26 protein-coding genes and 2 tRNA genes are annotated in these 25,586 nt (G+C 57.4%); 9 read left to right on the top strand and 19 right to left on the bottom strand.

Annotated features, from left to right (window positions below; all coding sequences use genetic code 11):
- Positions 1–16: 16 nt before the first annotated feature.
- Entirely contained in the window at positions 17–1,069 is a 1,053-nt protein-coding gene (ompA, locus tag IM304_RS04115) for a porin OmpA (RefSeq protein WP_176610708.1), read from the bottom strand.
- A 356-nt stretch (positions 1,070–1,425) separates the two neighbouring features.
- Positions 1,426–1,935 (bottom strand): SOS-induced cell division inhibitor SulA, encoded by a 510-nt coding sequence (gene sulA / locus IM304_RS04110; protein ID WP_148420984.1) that lies wholly within the window; start codon positions 1,933–1,935, stop codon positions 1,426–1,428.
- Positions 1,936–2,152: 217 nt separating this feature from the next.
- Here sulA and IM304_RS04105 point away from each other — a divergent pair, with 217 nt between their 5' ends.
- A complete protein-coding gene (locus tag IM304_RS04105) occupies positions 2,153–2,779 on the top strand; it encodes a TfoX/Sxy family DNA transformation protein (RefSeq protein ID WP_176610706.1) in 627 nt (208 codons plus the stop codon).
- Here IM304_RS04105 and yccS read toward each other — a convergent pair.
- Positions 2,736–4,898: a YccS family putative transporter gene (gene yccS / locus IM304_RS04100; RefSeq protein WP_193356363.1), complete on the bottom strand. Its 2,163-nt coding sequence runs from the start codon at positions 4,896–4,898 to the stop codon at positions 2,736–2,738. The two genes, IM304_RS04105 and yccS, sit on opposite strands and share 44 nt — an antisense overlap.
- A 19-nt stretch (positions 4,899–4,917) precedes the next feature.
- Complete coding sequence (locus IM304_RS04095) at positions 4,918–5,364, bottom strand: YccF domain-containing protein (protein ID WP_148420978.1); 447 nt, start codon at positions 5,362–5,364, stop codon at positions 4,918–4,920.
- Positions 5,365–5,486: 122 nt separating this feature from the next.
- Between IM304_RS04095 and helD the strand changes: the two genes are divergently transcribed.
- The gene (gene helD, locus IM304_RS04090) at positions 5,487–7,541 is read left to right on the top strand and encodes a DNA helicase IV (protein ID WP_193356362.1); all 2,055 of its coding nucleotides are present in this window, start codon (positions 5,487–5,489) and stop codon (positions 7,539–7,541) included.
- A gap of 56 nt (positions 7,542–7,597) precedes the next feature.
- On the opposite strand, the gene mgsA is transcribed toward helD, so the two are convergent.
- On the bottom strand, positions 7,598–8,056 hold the full coding sequence (mgsA, locus tag IM304_RS04085; protein WP_148420974.1) for a methylglyoxal synthase: 459 nt from the start codon (positions 8,054–8,056) through the stop codon (positions 7,598–7,600).
- Between the two features lie 80 nt (positions 8,057–8,136).
- Positions 8,137–8,799: a DUF2057 family protein gene (locus tag IM304_RS04080; protein WP_193356361.1), complete on the bottom strand. Its 663-nt coding sequence runs from the start codon at positions 8,797–8,799 to the stop codon at positions 8,137–8,139.
- Between the two features lie 171 nt (positions 8,800–8,970).
- Here IM304_RS04080 and IM304_RS04075 point away from each other — a divergent pair, with 171 nt between their 5' ends.
- On the top strand, positions 8,971–9,384 hold the full coding sequence (locus IM304_RS04075; RefSeq protein ID WP_148420970.1) for a CoA-binding protein: 414 nt from the start codon (positions 8,971–8,973) through the stop codon (positions 9,382–9,384).
- 31 nt (positions 9,385–9,415) lie between these two features.
- Here the strand turns inward: IM304_RS04075 and hspQ are convergent, their stop codons facing one another.
- Positions 9,416–9,733 carry a heat shock protein HspQ gene (hspQ, locus tag IM304_RS04070; RefSeq protein ID WP_148420968.1) on the bottom strand — a complete coding sequence of 106 codons (318 nt, stop codon included), beginning with the start codon at positions 9,731–9,733 and terminating at the stop codon, positions 9,416–9,418.
- Positions 9,734–9,793: 60 nt separating this feature from the next.
- Positions 9,794–10,984 carry a 23S rRNA (cytosine(1962)-C(5))-methyltransferase RlmI gene (rlmI, locus tag IM304_RS04065; RefSeq protein ID WP_176610702.1) on the bottom strand — a complete coding sequence of 397 codons (1,191 nt, stop codon included), beginning with the start codon at positions 10,982–10,984 and terminating at the stop codon, positions 9,794–9,796.
- A 92-nt stretch (positions 10,985–11,076) separates the two neighbouring features.
- Between rlmI and yccX the strand changes: the two genes are divergently transcribed.
- Positions 11,077–11,358 carry an acylphosphatase gene (gene yccX / locus IM304_RS04060; protein ID WP_193356399.1) on the top strand — a complete coding sequence of 94 codons (282 nt, stop codon included), beginning with the start codon at positions 11,077–11,079 and terminating at the stop codon, positions 11,356–11,358.
- On the opposite strand, the gene tusE is transcribed toward yccX, so the two are convergent.
- Together tusE and yccA are read right to left on the bottom strand one after the other, a co-directional pair.
- Positions 11,355–11,684, bottom strand: coding sequence for a sulfurtransferase TusE (gene tusE, locus IM304_RS04055; protein ID WP_003858129.1), 330 nt, complete (start codon positions 11,682–11,684; stop codon positions 11,355–11,357). The genes yccX and tusE overlap by 4 nt on opposite strands.
- Positions 11,685–11,772: 88 nt before the next feature.
- Positions 11,773–12,432 (bottom strand): FtsH protease modulator YccA, encoded by a 660-nt coding sequence (gene yccA, locus IM304_RS04050; protein ID WP_193356360.1) that lies wholly within the window; start codon positions 12,430–12,432, stop codon positions 11,773–11,775.
- A 270-nt stretch (positions 12,433–12,702) separates the two neighbouring features.
- Here yccA and IM304_RS04045 point away from each other — a divergent pair, with 270 nt between their 5' ends.
- Both IM304_RS04045 and IM304_RS04040 read left to right on the top strand, forming a co-directional pair.
- A complete protein-coding gene (locus IM304_RS04045) occupies positions 12,703–14,331 on the top strand; it encodes an ABC transporter substrate-binding protein (protein ID WP_193356359.1) in 1,629 nt (542 codons plus the stop codon).
- Positions 14,332–14,475: 144 nt separating this feature from the next.
- Positions 14,476–14,563: transfer RNA gene (locus IM304_RS04040), tRNA-Ser, on the top strand.
- 49 nt (positions 14,564–14,612) lie between these two features.
- On the opposite strand, the gene IM304_RS04035 is transcribed toward IM304_RS04040, so the two are convergent.
- The 4 genes from IM304_RS04035 to IM304_RS04020 form a co-directional block, all read right to left on the bottom strand.
- Positions 14,613–15,380 carry an ABC transporter ATP-binding protein gene (locus IM304_RS04035; RefSeq protein ID WP_193356358.1) on the bottom strand — a complete coding sequence of 256 codons (768 nt, stop codon included), beginning with the start codon at positions 15,378–15,380 and terminating at the stop codon, positions 14,613–14,615.
- Complete coding sequence (locus tag IM304_RS04030) at positions 15,377–16,408, bottom strand: iron ABC transporter permease (protein WP_193356357.1); 1,032 nt, start codon at positions 16,406–16,408, stop codon at positions 15,377–15,379. The genes IM304_RS04035 and IM304_RS04030 overlap by 4 nt, the downstream gene beginning before the upstream one ends.
- Positions 16,408–17,412, bottom strand: coding sequence for an ABC transporter substrate-binding protein (locus IM304_RS04025; RefSeq protein WP_193356356.1), 1,005 nt, complete (start codon positions 17,410–17,412; stop codon positions 16,408–16,410). The genes IM304_RS04030 and IM304_RS04025 overlap by 1 nt, the downstream gene beginning before the upstream one ends.
- Before the next feature lie 124 nt (positions 17,413–17,536).
- Positions 17,537–18,064: a helix-turn-helix transcriptional regulator gene (locus IM304_RS04020; RefSeq protein WP_193356355.1), complete on the bottom strand. Its 528-nt coding sequence runs from the start codon at positions 18,062–18,064 to the stop codon at positions 17,537–17,539.
- A 253-nt stretch (positions 18,065–18,317) separates the two neighbouring features.
- On the opposite strand from IM304_RS04020, the gene IM304_RS04015 reads away from it, so the two are divergent.
- A tRNA-Ser gene (locus IM304_RS04015) sits at positions 18,318–18,405 on the top strand.
- A gap of 44 nt (positions 18,406–18,449) precedes the next feature.
- Here IM304_RS04015 and IM304_RS04010 read toward each other — a convergent pair.
- From IM304_RS04010 to hpxO, 3 genes are read right to left on the bottom strand one after another with little or no spacing between them, the layout of a single operon-like run.
- Positions 18,450–19,385: a PDR/VanB family oxidoreductase gene (locus IM304_RS04010; RefSeq protein WP_193356354.1), complete on the bottom strand. Its 936-nt coding sequence runs from the start codon at positions 19,383–19,385 to the stop codon at positions 18,450–18,452.
- An 11-nt stretch (positions 19,386–19,396) separates the two neighbouring features.
- Positions 19,397–20,431, bottom strand: coding sequence for a molybdenum cofactor-independent xanthine hydroxylase subunit HpxD (hpxD, locus tag IM304_RS04005; protein WP_148420937.1), 1,035 nt, complete (start codon positions 20,429–20,431; stop codon positions 19,397–19,399).
- A gap of 17 nt (positions 20,432–20,448) precedes the next feature.
- Positions 20,449–21,603, bottom strand: a complete 1,155-nt coding sequence (gene hpxO, locus IM304_RS04000; protein ID WP_193356353.1) for an FAD-dependent urate hydroxylase HpxO — start codon at positions 21,601–21,603, stop codon at positions 20,449–20,451.
- Positions 21,604–21,843: 240 nt separating this feature from the next.
- On the opposite strand from hpxO, the gene uraD reads away from it, so the two are divergent.
- Positions 21,844–22,335, top strand: a complete 492-nt coding sequence (gene uraD / locus IM304_RS03995; RefSeq protein WP_193356352.1) for a 2-oxo-4-hydroxy-4-carboxy-5-ureidoimidazoline decarboxylase — start codon at positions 21,844–21,846, stop codon at positions 22,333–22,335.
- Entirely contained in the window at positions 22,332–22,655 is a 324-nt protein-coding gene (gene uraH, locus IM304_RS03990; RefSeq protein ID WP_193356351.1) for a hydroxyisourate hydrolase, read from the top strand. The genes uraD and uraH overlap by 4 nt, the downstream gene beginning before the upstream one ends.
- Here uraH and guaD read toward each other — a convergent pair.
- Together guaD and IM304_RS03980 are read right to left on the bottom strand one after the other, a co-directional pair.
- Positions 22,635–23,954, bottom strand: coding sequence for a guanine deaminase (gene guaD / locus IM304_RS03985; RefSeq protein WP_193356350.1), 1,320 nt, complete (start codon positions 23,952–23,954; stop codon positions 22,635–22,637). The genes uraH and guaD overlap by 21 nt on opposite strands.
- The gene (locus IM304_RS03980; RefSeq protein WP_193356349.1) at positions 23,951–25,459 is read right to left on the bottom strand and encodes an NCS1 family nucleobase:cation symporter-1; all 1,509 of its coding nucleotides are present in this window, start codon (positions 25,457–25,459) and stop codon (positions 23,951–23,953) included. Before IM304_RS03980 ends, guaD begins: the two co-directional genes overlap by 4 nt.
- Positions 25,460–25,586: the final 127 nt, after the last annotated feature.

The following is a 25,586-nucleotide window of genomic DNA, read 5'->3' as shown; positions in this document are numbered from 1 at the left end:
TTTATAAGACGATAACTTATGCCGCAGGCTGAGTTACAACGTCTTTGATACCTTTAACTTCGATCTCTACGCGACGATCTGGTGCCAGGCAGTCGATCAGTGCAGCGCGTGGTTTCACGTTGTCACAGGTAGAACCGGTAACTGGGTTAGATTCGCCCATACCACGTGGGGAGATCTTGTTAGCTGGGATACCTTTAGATACCAGGTAATCAACTACAGACTGTGCACGTTTCTCAGACAGACCCTGGTTGTAAGCGTCAGAACCGATACGGTCGGTGAAGCCCAGAACCACTACAGAACCGTCTTTAGGATCCAGGTTGCTCAGCTGGGTGTACAGCTGATCCAGCGCCTGCTGACCTTCTGGTTTCAGGGACGCTTTGTTGAAGTTGAACAGAACGTCAGACTTCAGAGTGAAGTGCTTGGTCTGTACTTCTGGAGCTGGAGCCGGAGCTGGAGCTACGACTGGCGCATCTTCCTGCTGACCGAAACGGTAAGAAACACCAACGCTCAGCATGCCGTTGTCTGGACGAACGCCAACGGTAGCACCGTCACCGATGTTGTTAACCCACTGGTATTCCAGACGGGTAGCGATGTCACGGGTCATTGCCCACTCAACGCCGCCAGCGAATACTGGAGAAACACCAGTGTCGTGGTCGTCACCAGCGATGCTGTTGCTGGAGTCTGCACGCCATACCATGCCGCCCAGACGGGTGTACACGTCCAGATCGTCAGTTACTGGGTAACCCAGTTTAGCGGTCAGCTGTACGCCTTGAGCTTTGAAAGCGCCATTTACGTTGTCGCCTTTGTAAGGCATACGACCTAACCAGTCGTAACCCATTTCAAAGCCAACATACGGGTTAACCTGATAGCCACCGAACGCACCTGCACCCAGCTGGCTCTCGTGAGTAGGGCCATCGTTGTTCAGGTCGCTGTTGTACCAACCAGTGTCATGGAACTGAGACCAGCCCAGTTTACCACCTGCATACCAGGTATTATCTTTCGGAGCGGCCTGCGCTACGGTAGCGAAGCCAGCCAGTGCCACTGCAATCGCGATAGCTGTCTTTTTCATTTTTTGCGCCTCGTTATCATCCAAAATTTGCCATGAATATCTCCGTCAGAGAAATCACGGTTAAATCCTTCACCGGGGGGCGTGGTCAAATATAAACCTACCGATATCTTCGGCTTAGGCCGAGCACCCCTGGCGATGTAAAGTCTACAACGTAGCTGAAAACTTACAAGTGTGAAGTCCGTCAGGCATATGAAAAAAAAAGGTCCGTATACCCAATATTTAACATTTTTTGAACGAATTTTGTGCAGTAAAATTAACGAGAACCGCGTCAGACAAGCCTTGCCGCAGTTTTGGCGCGTTGAACTTTTTTTGCATCATGAGGTCGAAAAAAATTCCAGGAAAACTCTTAAAATGACTCAATGGTACAAATTTGAGTGAATTTTTAGCCCAGAAAGTTGTCCTCTGCGATAAGAATCTGCACGAACCGGCCGCATAATAAAGCCCATTGCGTTACCTTCTTCTGCTGCTTCAGTCAGACGCAAATGTTCCTCTTCCGTCAGTTCCTCAGGAAGCCAGCCAATCACGACGCTGTAGTTCCCGGTACGTAATGCCCGAACCATCGACTCGACCGTATCACACGGGGAAAGCTGATTAATCTGCATCACCTTCGCCAGCGGCAGGCCAGCGGACTGCACCCACTCGCGGCTCAGTTTTTGCTGAGGCGTCAGCCAGAGCTGCCAGCGAGACTGTTGGCCGAGCTGCTGCAACAGCGGTAAAAGTAAAAGTTGTGTTAACAGCGGCTGGTCTTCACGGTAAACCACTTCACTGATAAGCCCTGTCGATACACGTCCGCTAGAATTCTGCGCAGTATTGCCTGCGGCAGAAGAGGAAGGTGTTGAGTGATTTGCATAGCCTGAAGTGTACATGTTCATTCCAGCCCTGTAGTTACTGTATGGATATACAGTAACCCCTGTATGCATAAAGATCAACCTCATTTTCGGAAAGCAACTCGCAAATTTCATCCATTCCCGGTGAACCTGAAAAAATCATCTTGCCCAACGACAATAAGTTGCCTATTTTCCTGCTAACGGATCCGTTAGTAAGAAATGTCGTGGTTAATGTTTGATTTTTAATGGAATTATCATGAAAAAGATATCTTATGAACGGATTTATCAATCCCAGGAATATCTCTCTCCGCTGGGTGAAATCCGTCATCGTGCCCTGTTTGGCGGTTATACCCTGGCCGTGGATGAAGCGGTATTTGCCATGGTGTCTGACGGCGAACTCTACCTTCGCGCCTGTGAGGAGAGTGCAAAGTACTGTGTAAAAAACGCCTCTTCTTTTCTGACGTTAATGAAGCGCGGACGTCCGGTTCTGCTTAATTACTACCGCGTGGATGAAGGCCTGTGGCAAGACAGGGAAAAACTGCTTCAGCTCTCCTCTTTTGCGCTTGATGCCGCCAGGAGAGAGCGCTACCAGCGCCATCAGCGTAACCGGCTGAAGGATCTGCCGAACCTGACCTTTCAGATTGAGGTCCTGCTTATGGAGGCGGGCATTACTAATGAAGAGACGCTACGGCAGCTGGGGTCTAAGACAAGCTGGCTGAAAATGCGCTCTAAAAATAAGGGGCTGAGTATCCGGGTATTGTTTGCGCTTGAAGGTGCTATAGAGGGATTGCATGAGGCGGCACTCCCGGCGGAGATTCGCCGGGAGCTTACGGAGTGGTTTAATGCGCTGCCCGAGTCGCAGGGGCATCGTTCCGCCAGGTAGCGATCTGCTGACGCAGTCGACAAATTTCCGGCAGCAAAGCGATAAGCAGGCCAATTTGCTGTAGGACCAGCGGCGCTTTGTTGTCGGTGCCCGGGTCAAGATGGGCGATACGCTGCGACAGTTCCTCCAGCGCCTGGTGTACCCGTGGCTCATCCGCGGGCTGATGATGAAGCGCGTCATCAACGTAGCAGACGGCGTCATCCAGCAGCGCCAGGATACCCGGGTTCGTCAGCCTCTCGCGGTGTGCGCCGAGCGTGGAGATATAGCTGGTGAAGGTATGGTTCAGGCACAGCAGACGGAAGGCCGTTTCCCGCATCTCTGCCGTGGCGCGTGGCTCTGTGGACATATTCGAGACGACGGAAGCCAGTTCGGCATCGGTGTTGTGCGCGTCGCGGCGGGCAATGCGATAGGCCAGACGGTTATCGCGGCCCTGATGGTACTGCTCAAGGATGGCATCCAGGTAGCGGCAGTTGGCGTTCATGGCTCTGTCGGACACGCGCGGTAAATTACGAAAACGCCAGTCAGGCCAGATAAAGCTCACCGCCGCCCAGGCGATGGCGCAGCCAATCAGGGTGTCGATCACGCGGGGGAGGGCAACTTCAAACCCTTCACCCAGCAGATTGAAGCAGAGCAGAACCAGCAGCGTAATGAACATGGTGGCGTGGGCGTACTGCACGTTACGGAAGGCAAAGAACAGGACGCCGGTGATAACAATCAGGATCAGCTGCCCTTCTACTGATGGCACAAAATAGAGGACCGGCAGCCCGATGGCGACCCCGACTAATGTCCCGACAATACGCAGCGCGAGGCGATGGCGGGTCGCGTTGTAGTTCGGCTGGCAGACGAACAGGCTGGTCAGCAGGATCCAGTACCCGTGGTGTAGCCCCGTAATCTGAATAAAGGCATAGCCCACGCACAGCACCAGCGACATCCTCACCGCGTGGCGAAAGAGCGCCGATTCGGGCGTAAAGTGGCGGCTGAGGCGCAGCCACATATCGCTGAAGCCGTTCAGGCTGTCGTCGGCAAGCTGGTTTTCCGCGTCATTGCCCGGCATCGCCATGGCCTGCTCAGACTCAATGGTGGCCAGCTGCGCATCAATGGCCCGCAGGTTGTTGAGCAAAAAGCCCAGGGCTTTGAACTGTTCCGGCGACGTGCCGCTGGCCTGCACGCGATCGAGCGCCGCATCCAGATGACTGAACGCGCGCTCAAAGCGTGGGTCATGCTGATAGGGCGTACGCAGCAGTATCGATCGGGCAAGCTGCTGGCAGGCCTGTGACTGCATCGACAGCAGGCGCTGGAAGCGGAACATCACGTCGCTGTAGCGAAACTTTTCGCGCAGGGCCGCGTACTGCACATGCGAGGAGCTGGCACGCTCGTGAATATCCTGGGCGGCAAAGTAATAGTGCAGGGTGCGTCGGGTGCCGCGCTGACCGCGATCGCCGCGCAGGCGGGTGAGCAGGGAGGCTTTCGTCTGGTTTAGCGTGGCGACCAGTTGCCCATTTGCCAGCGCCAGATCGTACAGCGTCGCCTGGCTGTCCTCTTCGATATCCGGATCGAACAGCCGGGATTTCAGCTCCAGATAGTGGGCCAGCTGTTCGTAACTGCGGGCAAGATTGTCCTGCAGGGCGCGAACCGGAAAAATAAGATGCCCGGTTAAGGTGAGCAGATTATACCAGATTGCGCCCAACAGCAGCAGTACGGGCTGCTGATACCACTGATCGTAAAGGGAGACGCCCAGCATGGTGTAAATGGCAATCAGCAGGGCGCCGAACGCAATGGTGGCATAGCGTTGCCCAAGGCCGCCGAGCAAAATGAATCCGCTGGTGGATATCGTCAGCCCGAGGGCGAACAGCCAGGGCCAGGGGAAAAGCAGCTCCACGGACGCGGAAGCAATAAAGAAGCAGACCAGCGTGATAACCAGGTTACGCAAGCGTCCGGCCAGACGGTCATCGAGATCGGCAAGCGCGCCGGCCACCACCCCAAGCGTGAGAGGGATGGTGAGCTTCACATCATTTAGCCACCACGGCAGAGCCACGGTGCCGCAGAGGGCGATAAAGATCCTGGCGTTATACAGCCAGTTACTGTTCCACGTATAGCGACGAAGCAGGGGGCTTAGCATGAGAGCGGCCTGTCCTTATTTACTGAAAACGACGACGGGCATTGGCTTCACGTGCGGCTTGCGCCACTTCTACCGGAACAACACGGCGCCCTACCGGCCACAGGGCGATGGTGGCAATTTTAAAATTAGCGATGCCAACCGGAATGCCGATAATCGTAATGCACTGGGCGATACCGGCGAAAATATGCATCAGACACAGCCACCAGCCGAAGAAGATCAGCCACAGAATATTCAGCAGCGTGCCGCCGGTGTTCATCAGGGCACTTTTTCGTTCCGGCTCCAGCTCATCCACGTGTACGGCTTCATTGCCATACGGAACGAGGGACAGCTTAGTGATTTCCCAGCAGGAGCGCGTCAGCGGCAGGGTGAAGATGAGCACGATGCTCACCAGGGTGGCAAAAAGCCAGGAAAGGGTGGTGGCAAAACCGCCAAGGACAAAATTCAACACATTCAGAACGGTACGCATAAACCCTCATTTCCTTCGATATGATTAACGCCCGCTGATTGTAACGTTTTTTTGGGCTGGAGCACCTTAAAACTGGCGGTTAAACTGTCTGACAAATTATTACCTCGTGGATCCGGCAGGATATGGAACTGAAAGCAACTTCAATGGGCAAACGCCTGGCGCAGCACCCGTACGACAAGGTTGTCCTTCTCAATGCGGGCGTCAAAGTCTCCGGTGAACGCCACGAATACCTTATTCCGTTTAATCAGCTTCTGGCTATTCACTGCAAGCGTGGGCTGGTGTGGGGTGAGCTGGAGTTCGTTCTGCCTGCTGAAAAGGTGGTACGGCTGCACGGGACGGAGTGGGCTGAAACCCAACGCTTCCACCACCATCTGAACGCGCGCTGGCAGCAGTGGAGCCAGGAGATGAGCGCGATTGCCGCACAGGTACTGCAACAGGTGCTGGACGATATAGACCAAAGCCATACCCAGCAGAAGTGGCTGACACGTCAGCAAACCGCCGGGCTTCAGCAAAAGATCGCCGAGGCGCTGACGGCATTACCCTTACCCGTGGCCCGGCTTGAAGAGTTTGATAACTGCCGCGACGCCTGGCGTAAGTGTCAGGCCTGGCTGAGCGATATCGAGAAAAGCCGTCTGGCGCACAATCAGGCCTGGACCGATGCAATGCTCGCGCGCTATGCCGGGTTCTTCAGTACGGTCGAGACGTCGCCCCTCAACCCCGCCCAGGCGCGTGCGGTGGTAAACGGCGAGCAGTCGCTGCTGGTGCTGGCAGGTGCCGGGAGCGGCAAAACGTCGGTGCTGGTGGCGCGTGCAGGCTGGCTTCTGACGACGGGCGAGGCGGTTGCCGACCAGATTTTGCTGCTTGCCTTTGGCCGCCAGGCCGCGCAGGAGATGGATGAACGCATCCAAGCGCGTTTGCATACTCAGGATATCTCGGCGCGCACCTTCCACTCCCTCGCCCTGCATATCATTCAGCAGGGCAGTAAAAAGGTGCCCGTAGTCAGCAAGCTGGAGAACGACGCGCAGGCCCGTCAGGCGCTGTTTATAAAAACCTGGCGACAGCAGTGCAGTGAGAAGAAGGCGCAGGCGAAAGGCTGGCGTCAGTGGCTTGAAGAGGAGCTGAGCTGGGAGGTGCCGGAGGGCAGCTTCTGGCAGGATGAAAAGCTGGCGCGCCGTCTGGGCTCACGGCTCGACCGCTGGGTAAGCCTGATGCGTATGCACGGCGGCTCTCAGGCCGAGATGATTGAAAGCGCGCCGGAGCCAATCCGCGCCCTGTTTTCTAAGCGGGTCAAGCTGATGGCTCCGATGCTTAAAGCCTGGAAAAGCGCGCTGAAAGATGAAAACGCGGTCGATTTTTCCGGGCTAATCCATCAGGCCATCGTCATTCTGGAGAAAGGACGCTTCGTCAGCCCGTGGAAACACATCCTGGTGGATGAGTTTCAGGATATCTCACCGCAGCGCGCGGCGCTGCTGTCGGCGCTGCGGGCGCAGAATAAACACACGTCGCTGTTTGCCGTGGGGGATGACTGGCAGGCCATCTACCGCTTTAGCGGGGCACAGCTTTCCCTCACGACGGCATTCCACCACTATTTTGGCGAGGGCGATCGCAGCGATCTCGACACCACCTACCGCTTTAACTCGCGCATTGGCGAAATTGCCAACCGCTTTATTCAGCAGAATCCGCACCAGCTGACGAAACCGCTCAACAGCCTCACGCCGGGGGATAAGAAAGCCGTCACGCTGCTGGCGGACGATTGCCTGGAGGCGCTGCTGGATAAGCTGAGCGGCTATGCGAAGCCCGACGAGCGCATTCTGGTGCTGGCGCGTTACCACCATCTCAGGCCGGCGGCGCTGGATAAGGCGGCGACCCGCTGGCCAAAACTTCAGCTCGATTTTATGACCATTCACGCCAGCAAAGGGCAGCAGGCCGACTATACGATCGTTGTCGGGCTAAAGGGTGGGAGCGACGGTTTCCCGGCACCGGCTCGCGAGTCGGTAATGGAGCAGGCGCTGCTGCCTGTGCCAGAGGATTTTCCGGACGCAGAGGAGCGGCGCCTGCTGTACGTGGCGATAACCCGCGCGCGCCACCGCGTGTGGCTGCTGTTCGATAAAGAGGAACCGTCCGCGTTTGTCGACGTGCTGAAAAGCATTGACGTGCCGGTGGCGAGAAAGCCGTAACGAGCCGCGCAGAACTTTTTTTGCCCGGCACGCGCAGCGCTACCGGGCAAAAAAGGCTACTTCAGCCTCTCGGCGAGATAACGCTGATAGTCCGGGATCAGGATCTCCACCGGCGCGTTAAACTGCGGCGACTCAATGATGAAATCTGCCGTTGAAAGATTGGTGGCCACCGGAATGTTCCACACCGTCGCCAGACGCAGCAGCGCCTTAACGTCCGGATCGTGCGGAACCGCGTTCAGCGGATCCCAGAAGAAGATCAGCACGTCAATCTTTCCTTCCGAAATCTGTGCGCCTACCTGCTGATCGCCCCCCATCGGGCCGCTCAGCATGGCGTTCACTTCCAGACCGGTTTCGCGGTGGATCAGGTTGCCGGTTGTCCCCGTAGCCGAAAGGGCATGATTCTGTAACAGAGGCTGATGGCGACGAACCCAGTTAAGCAGCATTTGTTTACAGTGATCGTGCGCAACCAGAGCAATGTGCTTGCGCGACGGCAGTGTGCGTGTTGTCAGTTCCATAATCATATCCGTGAGGTTACCTCGCTACACGATGACGGGAACTGACTGATGCTGCAAGAGAAAGGACAAAAAAATGTGGCTCATGACGACGGTTGTCTTTTCGCCCATTTCAGAAAACGGGCGCGCGTGTCCGGATCGGCATTCTGGAACCAGAACCTGAGCCGCTGCTCGGTAAGCGTCTGCGACTGAGGGGGAAGCTCATCCAGCTCTGAAACGCCCGAAAGCAGGGCGCTGTCATCCGCCATCACCGCGGCAAACTGGGGCAGGGAGGCGCGCCTGCTGGCCCTGTTGTAGATCCCGGTATCCGCTTCATAGTCTGTTCCCTTTGGCCTTTTTGTCAGCGCGAGAATATCCAGCTGCACCGGGATCGGCACTGCGTTCCCATCCACCAGTTCAACGCGCGGCGAGGCATCGAATGCCAGAGACTCTTTTTCTGTCTCAAGGCGAGGAAGACGAAAATTAACCTGGCTGATGCGCCGGGTATTAAAGCTGACAACCAGCGGAGGCGAAGTGTACACCTGCTGTTCGCCATCGGCGAGGCGGATAGTCTTTTCCACCCGCAATACCACCTGATGCGGCCCGTTATCCAGCTCGATACTGTCCGCGCCGCGCAGGAGCGAGCTGGAAACTTTTTTCCCGTCCAGAACCAGCAGGTCAATATCGGCTGAAAGTCTCAGGCTGGTCGCGAAAACGCAAACCGGCATGATTAACGCGATCGCGGTCCAGGCAATGCCGGTTTTCATAGCGGGCTCCCGTAGAAAACATCCTCTGCAAGAATGTATCAAAATTTTTCGATTATCACGTTTACTAACATATAGACATATTCTGCCCTTTTGCCCTCATGCTTCTGCATGGGGCGCGTGGTTGAGATGCCCGCTTTGGCGTACACTTTGAAAAAAACCAGGAGGAAGAGTATGAAAGAGAACGACATTGTCGAGATACTGACGTCCACGCGCACTATCGCGCTGGTCGGGGCGAGCGACAAACCCGATCGCCCAAGCTATCGTGTAATGAAATACCTTCTGGATCAGGGCTATCACGTGATCCCTGTCTCGCCGAAGGTGGCGGGTAAAACGCTGCTGGGACAGCAGGGCTACGCGACGCTCGCGGAAGTGCCGGAGAAAGTGGATATGGTGGACGTGTTCCGCAACTCTGAGGCCGCGTGGGGCGTAGCGCAGGAGGCGATTGCGATTGGGGCGAAAACGCTGTGGATGCAGCTGGGGGTGATCAACGAGCAGGCAGCAGTATTAGCCCGTGATGCGGGGCTGAAGGTAGTTATGGATCGCTGTCCGGCGATCGACATTCCCCGTCTCGGTCTCGCGAAATAAAAAAAGCCCGGTTACGGGCTTTTTTACACCTTTAATTTCGCAGTCTCGGCGCCTGAAGCTGTTTGCGGATGGTCTGAGCAAGCTCGTCCATAGTGGGTTGTTCCGGATGCTCATCCTGCAGTTCACCGCTCAGCTGCGCTTCGGCAAGATAGGTATGGACGGGCTGACCGTCGTCGCCCTCCATCACCACGTGATACCAGGGCGCGGCGCGAAGCTCTGCGTTCACCGCCAGCTCGTCCGCTGACGGTTCATCAAGGGAATATTCCGGGTCGATATCCACGACCACCCCCAAATATCCAAGCAAGGTGTGGCGGACCTGCTGGCCGATACCGAATTTGCTGGCAATCATAGTCACCTCCCGGGAAACATTACATACACACTATGTGCGGGCAATATTTCTCATTTCAAGTTACATGACGCGACAGGCAAACCCTTTCAGATACAGCCCTTCCGGGTAGGTAGCGATCACCGGGTGATCGGCGGCCTGACGGAACTGCTCTATAAATTGTACATCACGACCAGCATCTATAGCGGCATCGGCGATGATTTTTTGGAATAAATCGGTGGTCATCAGGCCAGAGCAGGAGAACGTCAGCAGCACGCCGCCCGGGTTCAGCAGCTGGATCGCCAGCATGTTGATGTCTTTATAGCCACGGCAGGCGCCCATCAGCTGACTTTTATTCTCCACGAACTTCGGCGGGTCCATCACGATGACGTCAAATTTTTCGCCCTGGTCGCGGTATTTACGCAGCAGTTTGAATACGTCGTCGCGAACAAATTCCGCTTTGCTCAGGTCCAGCCCGTTCAGCTCGACGTTCTGTTTCGCCACATCCAGCGCTTCCTGCGAGGTGTCGACGCTGACCACCTGGGCACAGCCGCCCATCAGGGCAGAGACCGCGAAGCCGCCGGTATAGGAGAAGCAGTTCAGCACGCGCTTATCGGCAACATACTGGCGGGTTGCCAGACGGCTGTCGCGCTGATCGAGGTAATAGCCGGTCTTATGACCGCCCTGGATATCCACCAGCAGCTTCATGCCGTGTTCTTCGATAGGCAGCAGGGCAGGCGGCAGTTCACCGGTTACCGGGCCTTGCGTCAGCTCCATGCCCTCTTTTTTACGCACCGCCACGTCACTGCGGTCGTAAATAGCACAGTCCGGGTACAGCGTTTGCAGCGCGCTAATCAGCGCGGCACGCTGATACTCCGCCCCGGCGCTTAACAGTTGCAGCACCAGGAAGTTGCCGAAGCGGTCAATGGTGACCCCCGGCAGGCCGTCGGACTCACCGGCGATCAGACGGTAGCTGTCCAGCCCGTCACGCTTTGCCAGCCACTCACGCCATTGCTGCGCCTGCTGCAGGCGGCGGACAAAGAAGTCGATGTCGATGGTTTCGTCTTTATCGAACGTCCAGACGCGGGCGCGGATCTGGGACGCCGGCGAGTATGCGCCGCGCGCTAACCACTTCCCCTGATGGTCAACGATATCGATGGTTTCACCGAGGCTGGCTTTACCTTCCATTCGGGCAACCGCGCCGGAAAAGACCCAGGGATGGCGGCGCAGTAATGACTTCTCGCGCCCTTTGGCTAACACTAAACGTACGCTCATAATTTGCTATTCTGTCGATTCAAGAAAATGGCCGCCATTTTCCCGACTTCAGTGAGGAAATGCAACGCGCCAGTCGGATAAGGAGAAGGATGATGTCAAATGTTTGCACCATTGCCTGGGTCCACGGCCTCGTACAGGGGGTCGGTTTTCGATACAACACCCAGCGCGAAGCCCTTCAGCTCGGGCTTACGGGGTATGCCCGTAACATGGATGACGGCAGCGTGGAAGTTGTCGCCTGCGGTGAGGCGGATAGGGTAGAGAAGCTGGTGGCGTGGCTGAAAGCGGGCGGGCCGCGAAGCGCGCGGGTTGATAAGGTCTTAACGGAACCGCATCAACCCGGGCGGGGATATGCTGACTTCAGTATTCGCTATTAAATGCATTTTACCGGTTTTGGCAGGCCGGCAATTTTGGTCGCCTGTTTTGCCGGGCCTTTCGGGAACAGGCGATACAGATAGCGGCTGTTGCCTTTCTCCTCGCCAAATTTGTTCGCCATGGCTTTGACCAGCATGCGGATGGCCGGAGAGGTGTTGAATTCAAGGTAAAACTCGCGCACAAAGCGCACCACTTCCCAGTGTTCCGGGGAGAGAGTAATCCCTTCGTTTTCCGCAATTTTCTCCGCCAGCGCTTCACTCCACTGGCTGCTCTCTTTCAGATAACCATCGTTATCGGTTTCGATCTCTTTGCCTTCAAAACTCAACATAATCATTCACGCGTTAGTCAAATACCGCAGCAGTTTACCAAAAAAACAAAGCCCCGCATAAGCAGGGCTTTTTTCACAGCACGGTGAGTTAATCGCGGCTGGCGAAGCCCAGGATGCTCAGCAGGCTGACGAAAATGTTGTACAGCGACACGTACAGGCTCACGGTCGCGCGGATATAGTTCGTCTCACCGCCGTGAATGATGTTGCTGGTTTCATACAGGATGGCGCCAGATGAAATCAGGATAAACACCGCGCTGATTGCCAGGTGCAGAGCAGGCAATTGCAGGAAGATGTTTGCCAGCATACCCACCAGCACAACCACGATACCCGCCATCAGCATGCCGCCGAGGAAGGACATGTCCTTACGGGTGGTCAGCACGTAGGCCGAGCAGCAGAAGAACACCAGCGCGGTACCGCCCAGCGCCATACCGATCACATCACCCATGCCGGCAGACAGGTACGCGTTCAGGATTGGCCCCAGGATGTACCCCAGGAAGCCCGTAAAGGCGAACGCGGACAGAATACCCACCGGTTTGTCGGCGGTTTTGTAGGTCAGGAACATCAGACCATACATACCCACCAGCGTCAGGATCAGGCCCGGAGACGGCAGCATCAGCACGGTGCTGGCCGTTGCGGTAATGGCCGAAAACGCCAGCGTCAGGCTGAGCATAAAATAGGTATTGCGCAGCACCTTGTGGGTGCTGAGTAGCGATGTGCGGTCGCGTGAGGAAGTAATTATACGATCCATGAGTCACTCTCTTATGACAGATGTAATTAACGGAAAGAATAGGAAACGGCGCGGCAGTCTCAAAGTGGTTTTACCCATCTTTACTCAGCCCCTTAGGGTTTGTGCCGGTTTTTTCTTCTGATAAAGCCCATTTCTTCAGAAGGAAGCACGGTTTGCCTGACGTATTCAGATCAACCTCTTATAGGTTACTGAAAAATATTGCGTTATTTCACTAAGGCCGCTAAGAGTTATTTCCGGATCGTCATAAAAACAGACAATAAGGCGAAGAAAATGAAACCACAAACGCGCGCACACGTTGCACTCACACTAATAACCGCGGGGATCCTGAGCGCCAGCACGGCCGCCTGGGCCGCTAGCGTACCGGCAGGAACCCAGCTGGCAGAGAAGCAGGAGCTGGTCAGGAACAACGGAAGTGAACCCGCTTCCCTCGACCCGCATAAAGTCGAAAGCGATGTCGAATTCAATATTATCAGCGATTTATTCGACGGGCTGGTCAGCGTCTCCCCGGCAGGGGAGATCCAGCCGCGCCTGGCGGAGAAATGGGAAAATAAAGATAACACCGTCTGGACCTTCCATCTGCGCCCGGGCATTACCTGGAGCGATGGAAGCGCCATCACCGCGGAAGATATCGTCTGGAGCTGGCAGCGGCTGGTGGACCCGAAAACCGCCTCACCGTATGCCAGCTATCCCGGCAGCATGCGTATCGTTAACGGCACCGATATTGCCGAAGGCAAAAAAGCGCCCGCGTCGCTGGGGGTAAAAGCCATCAATGACAGCACGCTGGAAGTCACGCTCACGCAGCCGAATGCCGCCTTCCTGGCGATGCTGGCACACCCGTCTCTGGTGCCGATAGATAAGGTCCTGGTAGGTCGTTTCGGCGACAAATGGACCAAACCGGAACACATCGTCAGCAGCGGCGCCTATAAGCTGTCGACGTGGGTGGTTAACGAACGCATTGTGGCGGAGCGTAACCCGCGCTACTGGGATAATGCTCATACCGTGATCAACAGGGTGACATATCTGCCTGTTTCCTCCGAGGCGGCTGATGTGAACCGCTATAAAGCGGGAGAAATCGATATTGTCTACACGGTGCCAGTAAACCAGTTCGCCCGGCTTAAGAAAACGCTGGGCAGCCAGCTGGATGTCTCCCCGCAGCTTGCCACCTACTATTATGAATTCAACACCAGCCGCGCGCCGTTCAACGATGCGCGCGTGCGAAAGGCGCTCAATATGGCGCTCGATAAAGACATCATTGCAGATAAAGTGATGGGGCAGGGGCAGCGCCCGGCGTGGCTTATCAGTCAGCCGGACATTGGTGGCGTTAAGTTACAGAACCCGGACTACGCCAGCTGGCCGCGGGACAAACGTATTGCCGAGGCGAAAAAACTGCTCGAAGAGGCCGGATATAACGCCAGCCATCCACTGAGTTTTAATCTGCTGTATAACACCTCTGAAACACACCAGCGTATCGCCATTGCCGCCAGCTCGATGTGGAAAAAGAACCTCGGCGTGGAGGCGAAGCTGCAAAATCAGGAGTGGAAAACCATGCTTGATACCAAGCACACCCATAATTTTGACGCGGTGCGCTACGCCTGGATTGCCGATTACGATGATGCCTCCACTTTCCTGAATAACTTCCGTACCGGGGATAGCCAAAACACCACGCAGTACAGCAATCCTGAGTACGACCAGGCGCTGGCGAATGCGGCAAAATCAAAAACGCCGCAAGAGCGCGGAAAGTTTTATCAGCAGGCAGAGGATCTGCTGGGGCGTGACGTGCCGGCGATCCCCGTCTACCACTACGTTCGCACGCACCTGGTGAAGCCGTGGGTAGGGGGATTCACCCCGGACAAGCTCGGGTATTACTACACGAAAGATATGTACATCAAAAAGCACTAAACCTCGGTGGTGGATTTTATGCTGGCAAAATGGCCAATATGTCGTCTATTCAACCGATTAAACGCAATTTGGCTATTTTTAAAGCGAACGAATGCGCGTGCTCTTTACAGCGCGCGGTGAGGTGTTTATAGTTCGCCTCACTTAGGAAGCGTGGCCGAGCGGTTGAAGGCACCGGTCTTGAAAACCGGCGACCCGAAAGGGTTCTAGAGTTCGAATCTCTACGCTTCCGCCAAATTCGAAAACCCTGCGATAGCAATATCGCAGGGTTTTTTGCTTCTGTTCTACGCCCTCCCTCCCATGCTGTAGCCGATCGTGATCCCGGCGTCTGCCCTGTAGACGTTCGCCTTGACGCACCAGGTTTTCTCGATGTTCTCCGCGGTGAGCACCTCCGGGGGCGCGCCGGTGGCCGATACGCGCCCGGCCTTCAGAAGGATCAGCCGCTGACAGTAGTTGGCCGCCAGATTAAGATCGTGCAGGGCCACCACCACCGTGAGCGGCAGCCGCGAAATAAGCCGCATCAGCTCCAGCTGGTGCTGAATGTCCAGGTGGTTTGTCGGCTCATCGAGCAGCAATACCCGGGGCCGCTGCGCCAGCGCACGCGCAATCTGGCTTCGCTGACGTTCCCCGCCGGACAAATGCTGCCAGCGCCGCTGGCGTAATCCGCCTAGCTGCATCAGGCTTATCGCCTCTTCAACCGCCGCATCATCATCTCGCGTGCTTCTTTGAAACGCCTTCCGGTAAGGCGTTCGCCCCAGCCGCACGATATCCTCTACGGTCAGTTCTCCCTCGACGTCGGCATGTTGGGGGACGAATGCCAGGTGCCGCGCGCGCGTTTTTAACGGCATTACGCTAAGCGACGTGCCGTTAAGCGCAACGCGTTCACCGAGGTGCGGAAACAGCCCGGCAAGACAGCGTAGCAGCGTTGATTTGCCCGAGCCGTTTGGCCCTAGCAGGCCGACAATCTGTCCGGACGGCAGGTCGAGGTTGATATTCTCAAGCACCGTCAGTGCTTGTCGGGTTACGCTTAACCCGGATACGGAAATATTCATAAATGCTCCTTCCGGTTTTGATAAAGCAGCGCCACAAAGACAGGTGCGCCCACCAGCGCAGTCACCACCCCGATGGGCAGAACCTGGTGCACGATCAGCGTGCGTGACACGATATCGGCCAGGATCATAAAGTGCGCGCCGATAAGAAACGTCAGCGGAATAGCGCGACGATGGCCCGGACCGCTTAGCATGCGCGTCACGTGGGGAATGACCAGCCCCACAAACCCCACTGCGCCTATGGCGCTTACCAGGGTTGCGGTGACGAACGCGCAGGTCAGCAACAGGGCAATACGCACGGCGGCCACCGGGATCCCGAGGGTGGTGGAAACCTCATCTCCGAAGGTGAAGGTGTCCAGCGCCCGCGCAAAGAGGCAGACCACCAGCAGGCCCGTCACCGTCACGGCCAGCGCCAGCAGCGCGTCAGGCCAGCGGACGCCGCTCAGGCTGCCCATTAACCAGAACATAACGCTGCGCGACTGCTCGGCGTTGGCGGAGGTGCTGACGACGTACGCGGTCATCGCGTTGAAGAGCTGCGTGCCCGCGATGCCTGCCAGCAAAATGCGCGACGGGCTTTCGCTCATGCCGTTGGTTATCAGCATGATGAGCGCAAAAGCGGCACAGGCGCCGACAAACGCGCCGCTGCTCACGCCAATTACGCTCCCGCCGATGCCGAGAAGCATCACGCAGACGGCCCCCAGCGAGGCGCCTGCGGAAATGCCCAGCAGATAGGGTTCAGCCAGGGGGTTACGCAGTATCGACTGGAGCACCAGCCCGCACAGCGCCAGACCGCCGCCGCTGCAGGCGGCCATCAGCGCCCGGCTCATGCGGTACTGCCAGACGATGCCTTCCTCCGGCTGGGGCAGGTCATATGACGTCAGCCCCAGGCCGTTGAGGATTGCTTTTCCGGTAACGGCATACGATACCGGCATATCGCCGATACTCGCGGCAAAGACCAGCATCAGCGGCAGCGCGAAGGCGCCTGCCGCCAGCGCCACCTGCTGGCGGCGGGAAGAGGAGAAATGGCGCATTATTCGCCCCGGAATGAAGCCAGCCGATCGCTGATAAGCTCAACCGCATCGACGTTACGCAGCGACGGGTTTAACGACATGGCGGGCACCACGATAATCTGGTTATTCCTGACCGCGGGAATGTTCCGGGTTACCGGATCGCGTCGTAAAAAGGCCTCCTTTACCGCAACGTCATCGGCGGGGTAGAGCCTGCGCGACATCTGTGCGATGACGATAACGTCCGGCTGCGCCTGGGCAATATGTTCCCAGGTGACGGCGGGCCATTCGTCGCGGGAGTCAATAACGTTCTTTAACCCCAGCGTGCGGCTTATCCAGCCGGGCGCGCCGTAGCTCCCCGCCACCCAGGGATCGCCGTTCAGGCGGCTGCTTGAAAACCAGAATACGACCTTGAGCGGCCTGGCTGACGCGCGCGCCTGCGCTTTTTCAATACGCGCCGTCAGCGCGCGGTTGAGCTGCTCGCCCCGCGCGGAAACGTCAAAGATGGCGGCCAGTTCCGTGACTTCGCGCGTTATTTCCGCCAGTGAAAACGGCGCGCTGCGCGCTCCGTCGGCGTTTGAGGTTTCCGTCACCGTTTTGTCCGTGCAGTCGGCAGGGGAAATCCACGTCTTAATTCCCAGCGACGCAAACTGCTCGCGTGTTCCCACCTCGCCCTGCGGGCCAATGTGCCAGTGGTACTGGGCGAGAACGAGCTCCGGTTTTTGCCCCACGACGGCTTCAAAGGAGGGCGAATTGTCGGCAAGCCGGGGGATTTTTTTTCCGGCGTCGGCCAGCGAGTCCGGAAGCTGACCAAACCAGACCGACGTTGCGGTGACGGATTTTTCCAGCCCCAGCGCGAGCAGCAGTTCCGTTTCATGCTGGCCCACGGTAACGACGCGCTGCGGCGCCTGCGTAAAGGTCTGCTTTACGCCGCAATTTTCAATTGTCAGCGGGTAGGCGGTTGCGGCAAAAGCGGCAGGCGTCACGGTGAGTAATGCAGTAAGAAATAACCCTGTTTTTGATAACATAAAGCTCAATTCCAAATTGTTATGTTATAACATAATACATGCGTTGTGATTGAGCGCAACACCCTGCGCAACTTTACTCAGGCTGACGTGCGTGAGCCTGAGGCATCCAGAGGCAGAGAAAGGTTCACAGTTTCTGATCGACAATCGCCGATTTCATGCGGGACATCGCCAGAATGTTTCTTGAGCGCATGTTTAATTTTTCCAGGATCTTCACGCGGTAGGTGCTGGTTGTTTTTTGGGAGAGTTTAAGCCTTTTGGCAATTTCATGATTTTCCAGATGGAAAAGCTTCAGCACGTCATATTCTCGCCGCGTAAATGCGTTTATTCTGAGCGCTCTGTAAAAACGCATCAGCTGCTGAAAAGGGCGAATATTGAAATGCATTGACGAATAGATAATATTATCTATTTTCACGGCCCTGTTCATTTCTATCTCATGCATCAGGACGATATAACTATTCTTAATTTTTTTGACCTGCATGATGACCCCGTTACGTAGGTTATCTTGTTCTATCGCAATGACAAAATTCAGTTCAGGATCGACTCCGATAAGGTCGTGAATATCCTCGTCATCGCGAATGAAATGGACGGTTGTCTGAGCGCTTAAAACCCCGCTACACAGATAATAGTTATCGCTGATAAATAAAATACTCATAATCGAGAATGCATAATATAAAGGGAAACCTCTTGTCGTACGATGTACCGGTAATGTATGTCGTATGAAAAAGAGTCTAAATGACAAATAGTGAATCTGATAAGCGTAATTAATGTAAAAATAAATGTTTACATTTTAGTCAGAGTGCGATGAAAAAGTATGCGAGGGGCAAGAAAATGACGAAGGAGGGGCAACTTTATGCCATTTCACGCTTTACATCATGCTCAGAGATGTTTATAGTGCGCCTCACTTTGGAAGCGTGGCCGAGCGGTTGAAGGCACCGGTCTTGAAAACCGGCGACCCGAAAGGGTTCTAGAGTTCGAATCTCTACGCTTCCGCCAAATTCGAAAACCCTGCGATAGCAATATCGCAGGGTTTTTTCGTTTTACAGCGCAATCACCAGCTCCCCTGAATGGCTTCGCGAACAGCAGAGAGCCACCTGCTGGCCAGGCGCGCTTTTTTCCGCCTCTGACTGCACGGTATCCCGGTGGTCTACCACCCCGTCGATCACCGGCGTCAGGCACGCTCCGCAGATCCCCATTTCGCATGACAGCGGTACGTCTACGCCGTTCGCCTGCAACACCTGGGCGATGGTCTTGTCCGCGGGCACCGGCCAGCGCTCGCCGGTGGAGGCCAGTTTGACCGTGAAGATCTCGCCCGCCTCACCGCTTATAAGCGGTGCCGGGGGCTGAAACGCCTCGCTGTGCACCGCCTCGTCAGGCCAGCCTTTCGACCGCGCGACCTCGCGCACTTTCGCCATAAAGCCTGACGGTCCGCAAACCCAGGCGTGTAACCCCGGCGCGGGCAGCGGCAGATGCCCGGCCAGCGCGGAGCGCGGGCTGGCGGTATGAATAGTGCACTCACCCAACCGCGAAAGTTCGCGCGCAAACGCCGCGCTTTCCCGGTTCCTGACGTAATAGTGCAGCGTAAACGGCGTTCCGGCAGCGTTAAGATGCAGGGCCATCGCATACAGCGGCGTAATGCCAATCCCCGCTGCCAGCAGCACAACCCGCTCTGACTGAGTAAGCGGAAACAGATTGCGCGGGGCGGAGATCGCTAACGTCTGCCCCGGGCGCAGCGTCTCGTGTACATAGCGCGACCCGCCGCGCGAGGCGGTTTCCCAGCCCACGCAGATAAGATAGCTCGCGTTTTCACATGCTCCGGTCAGGGAGTACTGGCGAACCACGCCGCAGGGCAGATGCACATCAACGTGCGCGCCGGGCTGCCACGCTGGCAGCGCTTCGCCGTTTTCAGCCACCAGCCTGACGGCGAGGCTTTTATTCCCCTCGCGCCACAGCCCGTCAACGATAACGTTCAACATATCCGCCTCCGTCATGCCAGGAAAAACTCGCCAAAGCCCATCTTTTTTAGCCCCCGACGGTAGGCAATTGAGCTTTTATCCGCCGGAATATGGGCTTCAAGGGTCAGATCCAGCGGCAGGCTTTCCGGACGCTGGGTTTCAACCATCAGACGATCCTCTTCGAAAATGCGCAGGTTAAAGGCATGCACCTCTTCTACAGGAATATGCAGGTCAAAGTTGCGCGCAATCGGCGCAAACATCCGCGTCACGCGCGATGATACCGGCGAGGCGGCGTTCATGATCGCCAGCCTTGCATCGCCGGGAAAATGGATGGTCAGCGTGGCGGTAAACGGCAGGTGCAGTTCAAAATGGCGCAGCCACTGGAAACCCTCCGGCGCCTGGACAGGTGAACCGGCGGGATAATTGCTGACGGAACTCCAGTAATCGGCAACAAAGCCGAAGGAGGTCTCCTGCGGCTGATAGGCGGGGACCTGCTGATTAGCGGGATCGGCAAAGGTGTCGGTGTGGATCCACGCGAAGTGGGCGACGTCCAGGAAGCCCTCGACCTGACGGCCTGCGAAACCATTTACCTCAAACGCCGGGCAGTTGATCTGCTGAAAGCCCTCATCATCCCAGTGCGGCAGGGTGGGCAGCGGAACAGGATTGTCCGGGTCAAAGTCCAGGCAGGTCCAGATCAGGCCGAAGCGCTCCTCCACCGCATAGTTAATGAGGTTCAGCTTCGCCGGAACCGGCTGGTCGGGGCTGGAAGGGATGCGGTTGCAGCGACCCTCTTCTCCAAAGCGTAAGCCATGGTAAGGACAGATAATGCCGTACTCATCGTGAAAGCCCAGCGTCAGCGGTACGCCGCGGTGCGGGCACACGTCCCGGGCCACCACGACGCGATCGTTAATACGATAAATCACCAGCTGCTCATCCAGCAGCGTGGCTTTTACCGGTGCCGGGCCGATGTCGCACGCGCGGGCAACCGGATGCCAGCATTTCGCGAGGCGCAGCCAGTCTCCGGGCTCAAAGGTGCAGCGTGCGGGCGGTGCAGGTTCTTTTCTCATGGTTTCTCCTCTTACGCTCAGCCTAATGGCCCGCCCTGAATGGTGTCGCACAGACCGTTAATGATGCGCTCCCCGGTCTCCTCTTTAAGCTCCCGATACCAGGCCTCGGTCAGCGCCATATCTTTCCCGTGGGTGACGTCGCAGCGTTTGCGGGCCTTCAGCACCAGATCGCGAACCCTGTCGCAGCGCAGCGCTTCGTACTGCCGCAGGGCAAGCTCGATGCGGCGGTTTTCACGCAGGCACTCCCCCAGCACCACGGCATCCTCCATCGCGGCGCATCCCCCCTGGCCGATATCCGGCGTAGTGCTGTGTCCGGCATCACCCAAAAGGGCAACCCTGCCGCGCACCAGGCTGTCGAACGGCTCAATGTCGTGGATCTCAATACGGTTGGTGGTTTCGGGGTCGAGCGCGGCGATAAGCCTCTGCACCGGCGGTGCCCATCCCCGGAAGTAGCGGGCGAGATCGCCGCGCAGGGTCGTGCGATCTTCCGCCAGCCCTGCCGGAAGCGGCACGTCAAAAAAGAAGTAGAAACGCCCGCCTGAAACGGGCATCAGCGAAACGCGTTTGCCTTCCCCGACAAACGTGGTCCACTGGTGCGCCGGGGCAATGGCTTCATCAATCTTCACCAGCCCGTTCCAGTTCACGTACCCGGCGTAGCGGCGCTCCGGGGCGTATCCCAGCACGTACGGACGAACCGCCGAGTGGCTGCCGTCGGCGGCAATCAGAAAGTCGCCGGTTGCCGAGCTGCCGTCGGTGAAGGTCACGCTTACGCCAGCCTTATCTTCATATACGCCTTCGACGCGCCTGCCGAACTGCACCCTGTCGCGTCCCCAGAAGTCCAGCATTTCGCGCTGAAGCTCCGCCCGTGAAACGGGGCAGGGGCGCCCGCCGGTGCGCTCGACGAGCGGTGCAAGGCTAAACCGGGTCAGCGTGTCGCCGCGACGATAGTCTTTATAGGCCATAAAGCGCATCGGCCCGCCGTACGTCTCGATGATGTCGCCCATACCCAGGTGCTGCATACATTTCACGCCGTTGGGCCAGATGGAGATTGCCGCTCCCACGGGGCGGATCTCCTTCACGGCCTCAAAGACGGTACAGTCTATTCCGGCGTTTTTTAACGCGACGGCCGCGCTTAACCCACCGATGCCCGCCCCAATCACAATCGCTTTCATGCTTCTCTCCTTTCGCAGGGTGTAAGAGGAGTGAGCAATTTGCGTACCAGGCTGCAGCGTGGCGAAAAGCGCGTTGTGGGGCGCGGGTTTGCACTGCTAAGGTGCGTTTTGGGGCAAGGTTTGCCTTAGGATGAATCAATAGTTTCCTGCTGCGGATGGCGGAATCGACTGTTTCACGCCGTCGGCAAGAGTGGCGTAATTTGTGCAATGGCTGTAGACGAGGATTTCAACGGAGCCATCATGATCGCACTACACGACTTTAATCATTTGCCTTACGAAGAGGCGCTGGCGCGGATCTCTGCGTGCGTGGCGTTACCTGCCTGGGCCGACGCGCTGGTTCGCGGACGGCCCTATTCCAGTCCGGAAGCGTTGTTCAGCGCGGCGCTGGCGCTGGCGCAAAAATGGGATGAAGCGGCCCTGGCTCAGGCCCTGAGCGCGCACCCGCGGATCGGCGAAACCCCATCGGGAACGGGGCCGGAGGCCGCGCTGTCGCGCCAGGAGCAGGGGGCGGTTGAGCAGCATCATGCCGACGCCCTGCGGGACGGAAATGCCCGCTACGAAGCCCGCTTCGGACGCGTCTTTCTGATCCGCGCGAAAGGGCGAACCAGCGGGGAAATAGTAGAAGCCCTGCGCGCGCGGCTTGAAAACAGCGAGGCTGAGGAACTGGAGATTGCGCTCGAACAGCTGCGGGAAATTACCTTACTACGACTGGAAGGAGCGGTTGGCGAATGAGCACGCTCAGCACGCATATACTCGATATTTCAACAGGCAAGCCCGCAGAGGGCGTGACGGTGCATCTTGAACGGGAAGGGGAGCGGCTGGCGACCGCGGTCACTAACGCCCAGGGACGCATTGCCGCATTTGTTGCCGATCTGCCTGCTGGCCGTTACCGGCTGGTGGCCGACATCGGTGAATGGTTTACCGACACCGGCCGCAGCACGCTCTATCCCTGCGCGCAAATTGATTTTGTGACGGGGGAGGCGGCAGACGAGCACTTCCATCTGCCGTTCGTGATTGCGCCCGGCGGATGGTCAACCTACCGGGGCAGCTGACCACACCCGTTCGCCGCTGACCCAGGTTTCGCTGATGTTGCGCTCGTCGCCGAGGGTCATCAGCACAAAAAGCTGCTCATAAATATCCCGGCAGCGGCGGTGGCGCAGGCGCTGTAGCGGCGTCACCGCCGGGTCAATAACGATGAAGTCTGCCTCTTTGCCGGGGCTGAAGCTGCCAATCTTCTCGTCCAGCCGCAGCGCGTGGGCCCCGCCCAGCGTGGCGTGATAAAACGCCTCGCAGGCGCGCAGGCGATAGCTCTGTAGCTGCCCGACCTTATAGGCCTCCCCAAGGGTGCGCAGCATGCTGAAGGTGGTTCCCGCCCCGACGTCGGTGCCGATGCCCATCCGCACCTTATGCTGCCAGCAGGCGGGCAGGCGAAACAGCCCGCTGCCGAGAAACAGGTTAGAGGTGGGGCAGAACGCGACGGCAGAGCCGGTGTCGTGCAGGCACTGCCATTCGCTGTGGTGCAGGTGAATACCGTGCGCGAATACGCTGCGCTCGCCCGTCAGGCCATAGTGGTGATAAACGTCCAGGTAGCGCTCGTGCTCGGGCCAGAGATCGCTCACCCAGGCGACTTCGTGCGGGTTTTCACTCAGGTGGGTCTGCATCCAGGTATCCGGAAACTCTTCCCTGAGCAGCCTGACCGCCGTGAGCAGTTCGGGAGAAGAGGTGGGGGCAAAGCGCGGCGTAATGGCATACCCCAGCCGCCCGCGGTGCTGCCAGCGCTGGATCAGCGCCCGCGTCTGCTGATAGCTCTCGTCAGCGGTCTCGGTCAGGTAGTCCGGCGCGTGCCTGTCCATCATCACCTTTCCGGCGATGAGGCGCATGTTCAGGCGCAGCGCCTCGGTAAACAGCGCGTCGACGGAGCCAGGGTGCAGGGTGCAGAACACCAGCGCGGTGGTGGTCCCGTTGCTCACCAGCTGGTTAATGAAAAATTCGGCAATCTCTTTTGCATAGGCCTCATCGGCAAACTGGCTCTCCACCGGAAACGTGTATGTGGTCAACCACTCCAGCAGCTGTTCGCCGAATGCCCCGATCATCTCCGTTTGCGGATAGTGAACGTGGGTATCAACAAATCCGGGCAGCAGCAGCCTGCCGCGCAGGTCGGTATAGCCTTTGTGCGGATCAAGATGCTTCTCGCCCTCGTGCCAGTCCAGCAGCGCCACGATTTTTCCCTGCTGGATAAACAGCAGCCCGTCCTCCCGGTAGCGCGCGTGGTCGGCAATCAGGTCCGCGCTGTCGCAGACCTGAGCGATATCGAAAAATGCACCGCGTAACGCAGTCTGGTAATCCATCACGGCTCCTGTCTGATAGCGCGCGCGGCCTCGCGTGCGGTGAAGTGCGCGGCGGATGCGCCCTCGCGATCCTTCCGGGCCAGCCAGCGATAGGTCACGCCGCCGAGGAAGACGCCGATAAACCAGCTAAAGTTCGCCACCTCGTGCAGGGCCGGGATAAAGCTTATCACCAGACCCACGCCCACGGAGGGGAGCAGCGCAGCGATGGCTTTCGGATTAAAGCCGTTACGGTACCAGTATTTGCCCTTTGGCGTGTCGTCGAACAGATCGTCTACCGACACCCTGCCGCGCTTAATCAGATAGAAATCGGCGATCAGAATACCGAACAGCGGGCCGATAAACGCGCCAAGCACGTCCAGCGTGTAGTGGATCAGCTCCGGAGAGTTGAACAGGTTCCACGGGGTGAGCAGGATAGAGCCGACGGCGGCGATCATGCCCCCGGTGCGGAAGCTGATCTTCTGCGGCGAGCAGTTAGAAAAGTCAAACGCTGGCGAAACGAAGTTCGCCACGATGTTAATCCCGATGGTGGCGACAATCATCGTCAGCAGGCCGATGGCTACCGCCAGATCGTTCCCCACGCGGCTGACGGTTTCAATCGGGTCGGTGATCATGCGCCCAAACAGCGACTGGGTGCCGGAGACAATCACTACGGTGACCAGGGAGAACAGCAGGAAGTTAAACGGCAGGCCCCAGCGGTTGCCGCGGCGGATCTCCCCCATGCTTTTCCCGTAGCGGGAGAAATCACCGAAGTTGAGCAGCGGGCCGGAGAAGTAGGAGACCACCAGCGCGGTCGCGGCGATCATCTGCCAGGCCTGCTCGCCCGCGGACAGAGATTTGCTGGCGAGGGTAAAGGAGATCCCGTCAAAACCGGTCTTGTATACAATCCAGCCCGCCAGGGCCAGCATCACCACGTAGACCGCCGGACCGGCGATATCAATGAAGCGCTTAATGGCGTTCATACCGTGCCAGAAGACCAATGCCTGCAAAACCCACATGATGGCAAAGCAGATCCAGCCAAGATGCGTAAGCCCAAGGAAGGCGTCTGCCGTCAGCGCAGCGAGGGAGGGCCAGAATTTCAGCGCCACCAGCATCAGCGCGTTTGCGGCCAGGTAAGTCTGAATGCCGTACCACGCAAAAGCGATAAGCCCGCGGATCACCGCCGGAATGTTCGCCCCGAATACGCCAAACGCCTGGCGGCAGATCACCGCATACGGCACGCCCGCCATCTGGCTCGGTTTGGCCACCAGGTTGGCGCACAGTTGCACAATGCAGATCCCCACCAGCAGGCAGAGCAACACCTGCCAGCTTGCCAGCCCGAGCGTAAAGAAGCTCGCGGCCACGACGTAACCCCCCATGCTGTGAACGTCGGACATCCAGAAAGAAAAGATGTTGTACCAGCTCCAGTTCTGGTCACGCGTCGGTGCCAGATCCTCATTGCAAAGGCGTGGGCTGTATGCCGCACCGGAATCAGCTGCCGTAATCTGCTGCGCGTTTTGACTTTTTGGCATGGATCCTGCTCCTGTTAATGAAAACCCGTTACGTGGTTGTGCAGACGGCGTTGCAGGATCCAGGCCAAAAATCATAAATCTTGTATTCAATACTTTAATTTTATGTATACGAATTGATGTTAAAAAG

It is taken from the genome of Enterobacter cloacae complex sp. P40C2 (assembly GCF_014930695.1).
GTDB lineage: Bacteria > Pseudomonadota > Gammaproteobacteria > Enterobacterales > Enterobacteriaceae > Enterobacter > Enterobacter pasteurii.
This window is presented reverse-complemented; position numbering and strand designations above follow the sequence as displayed.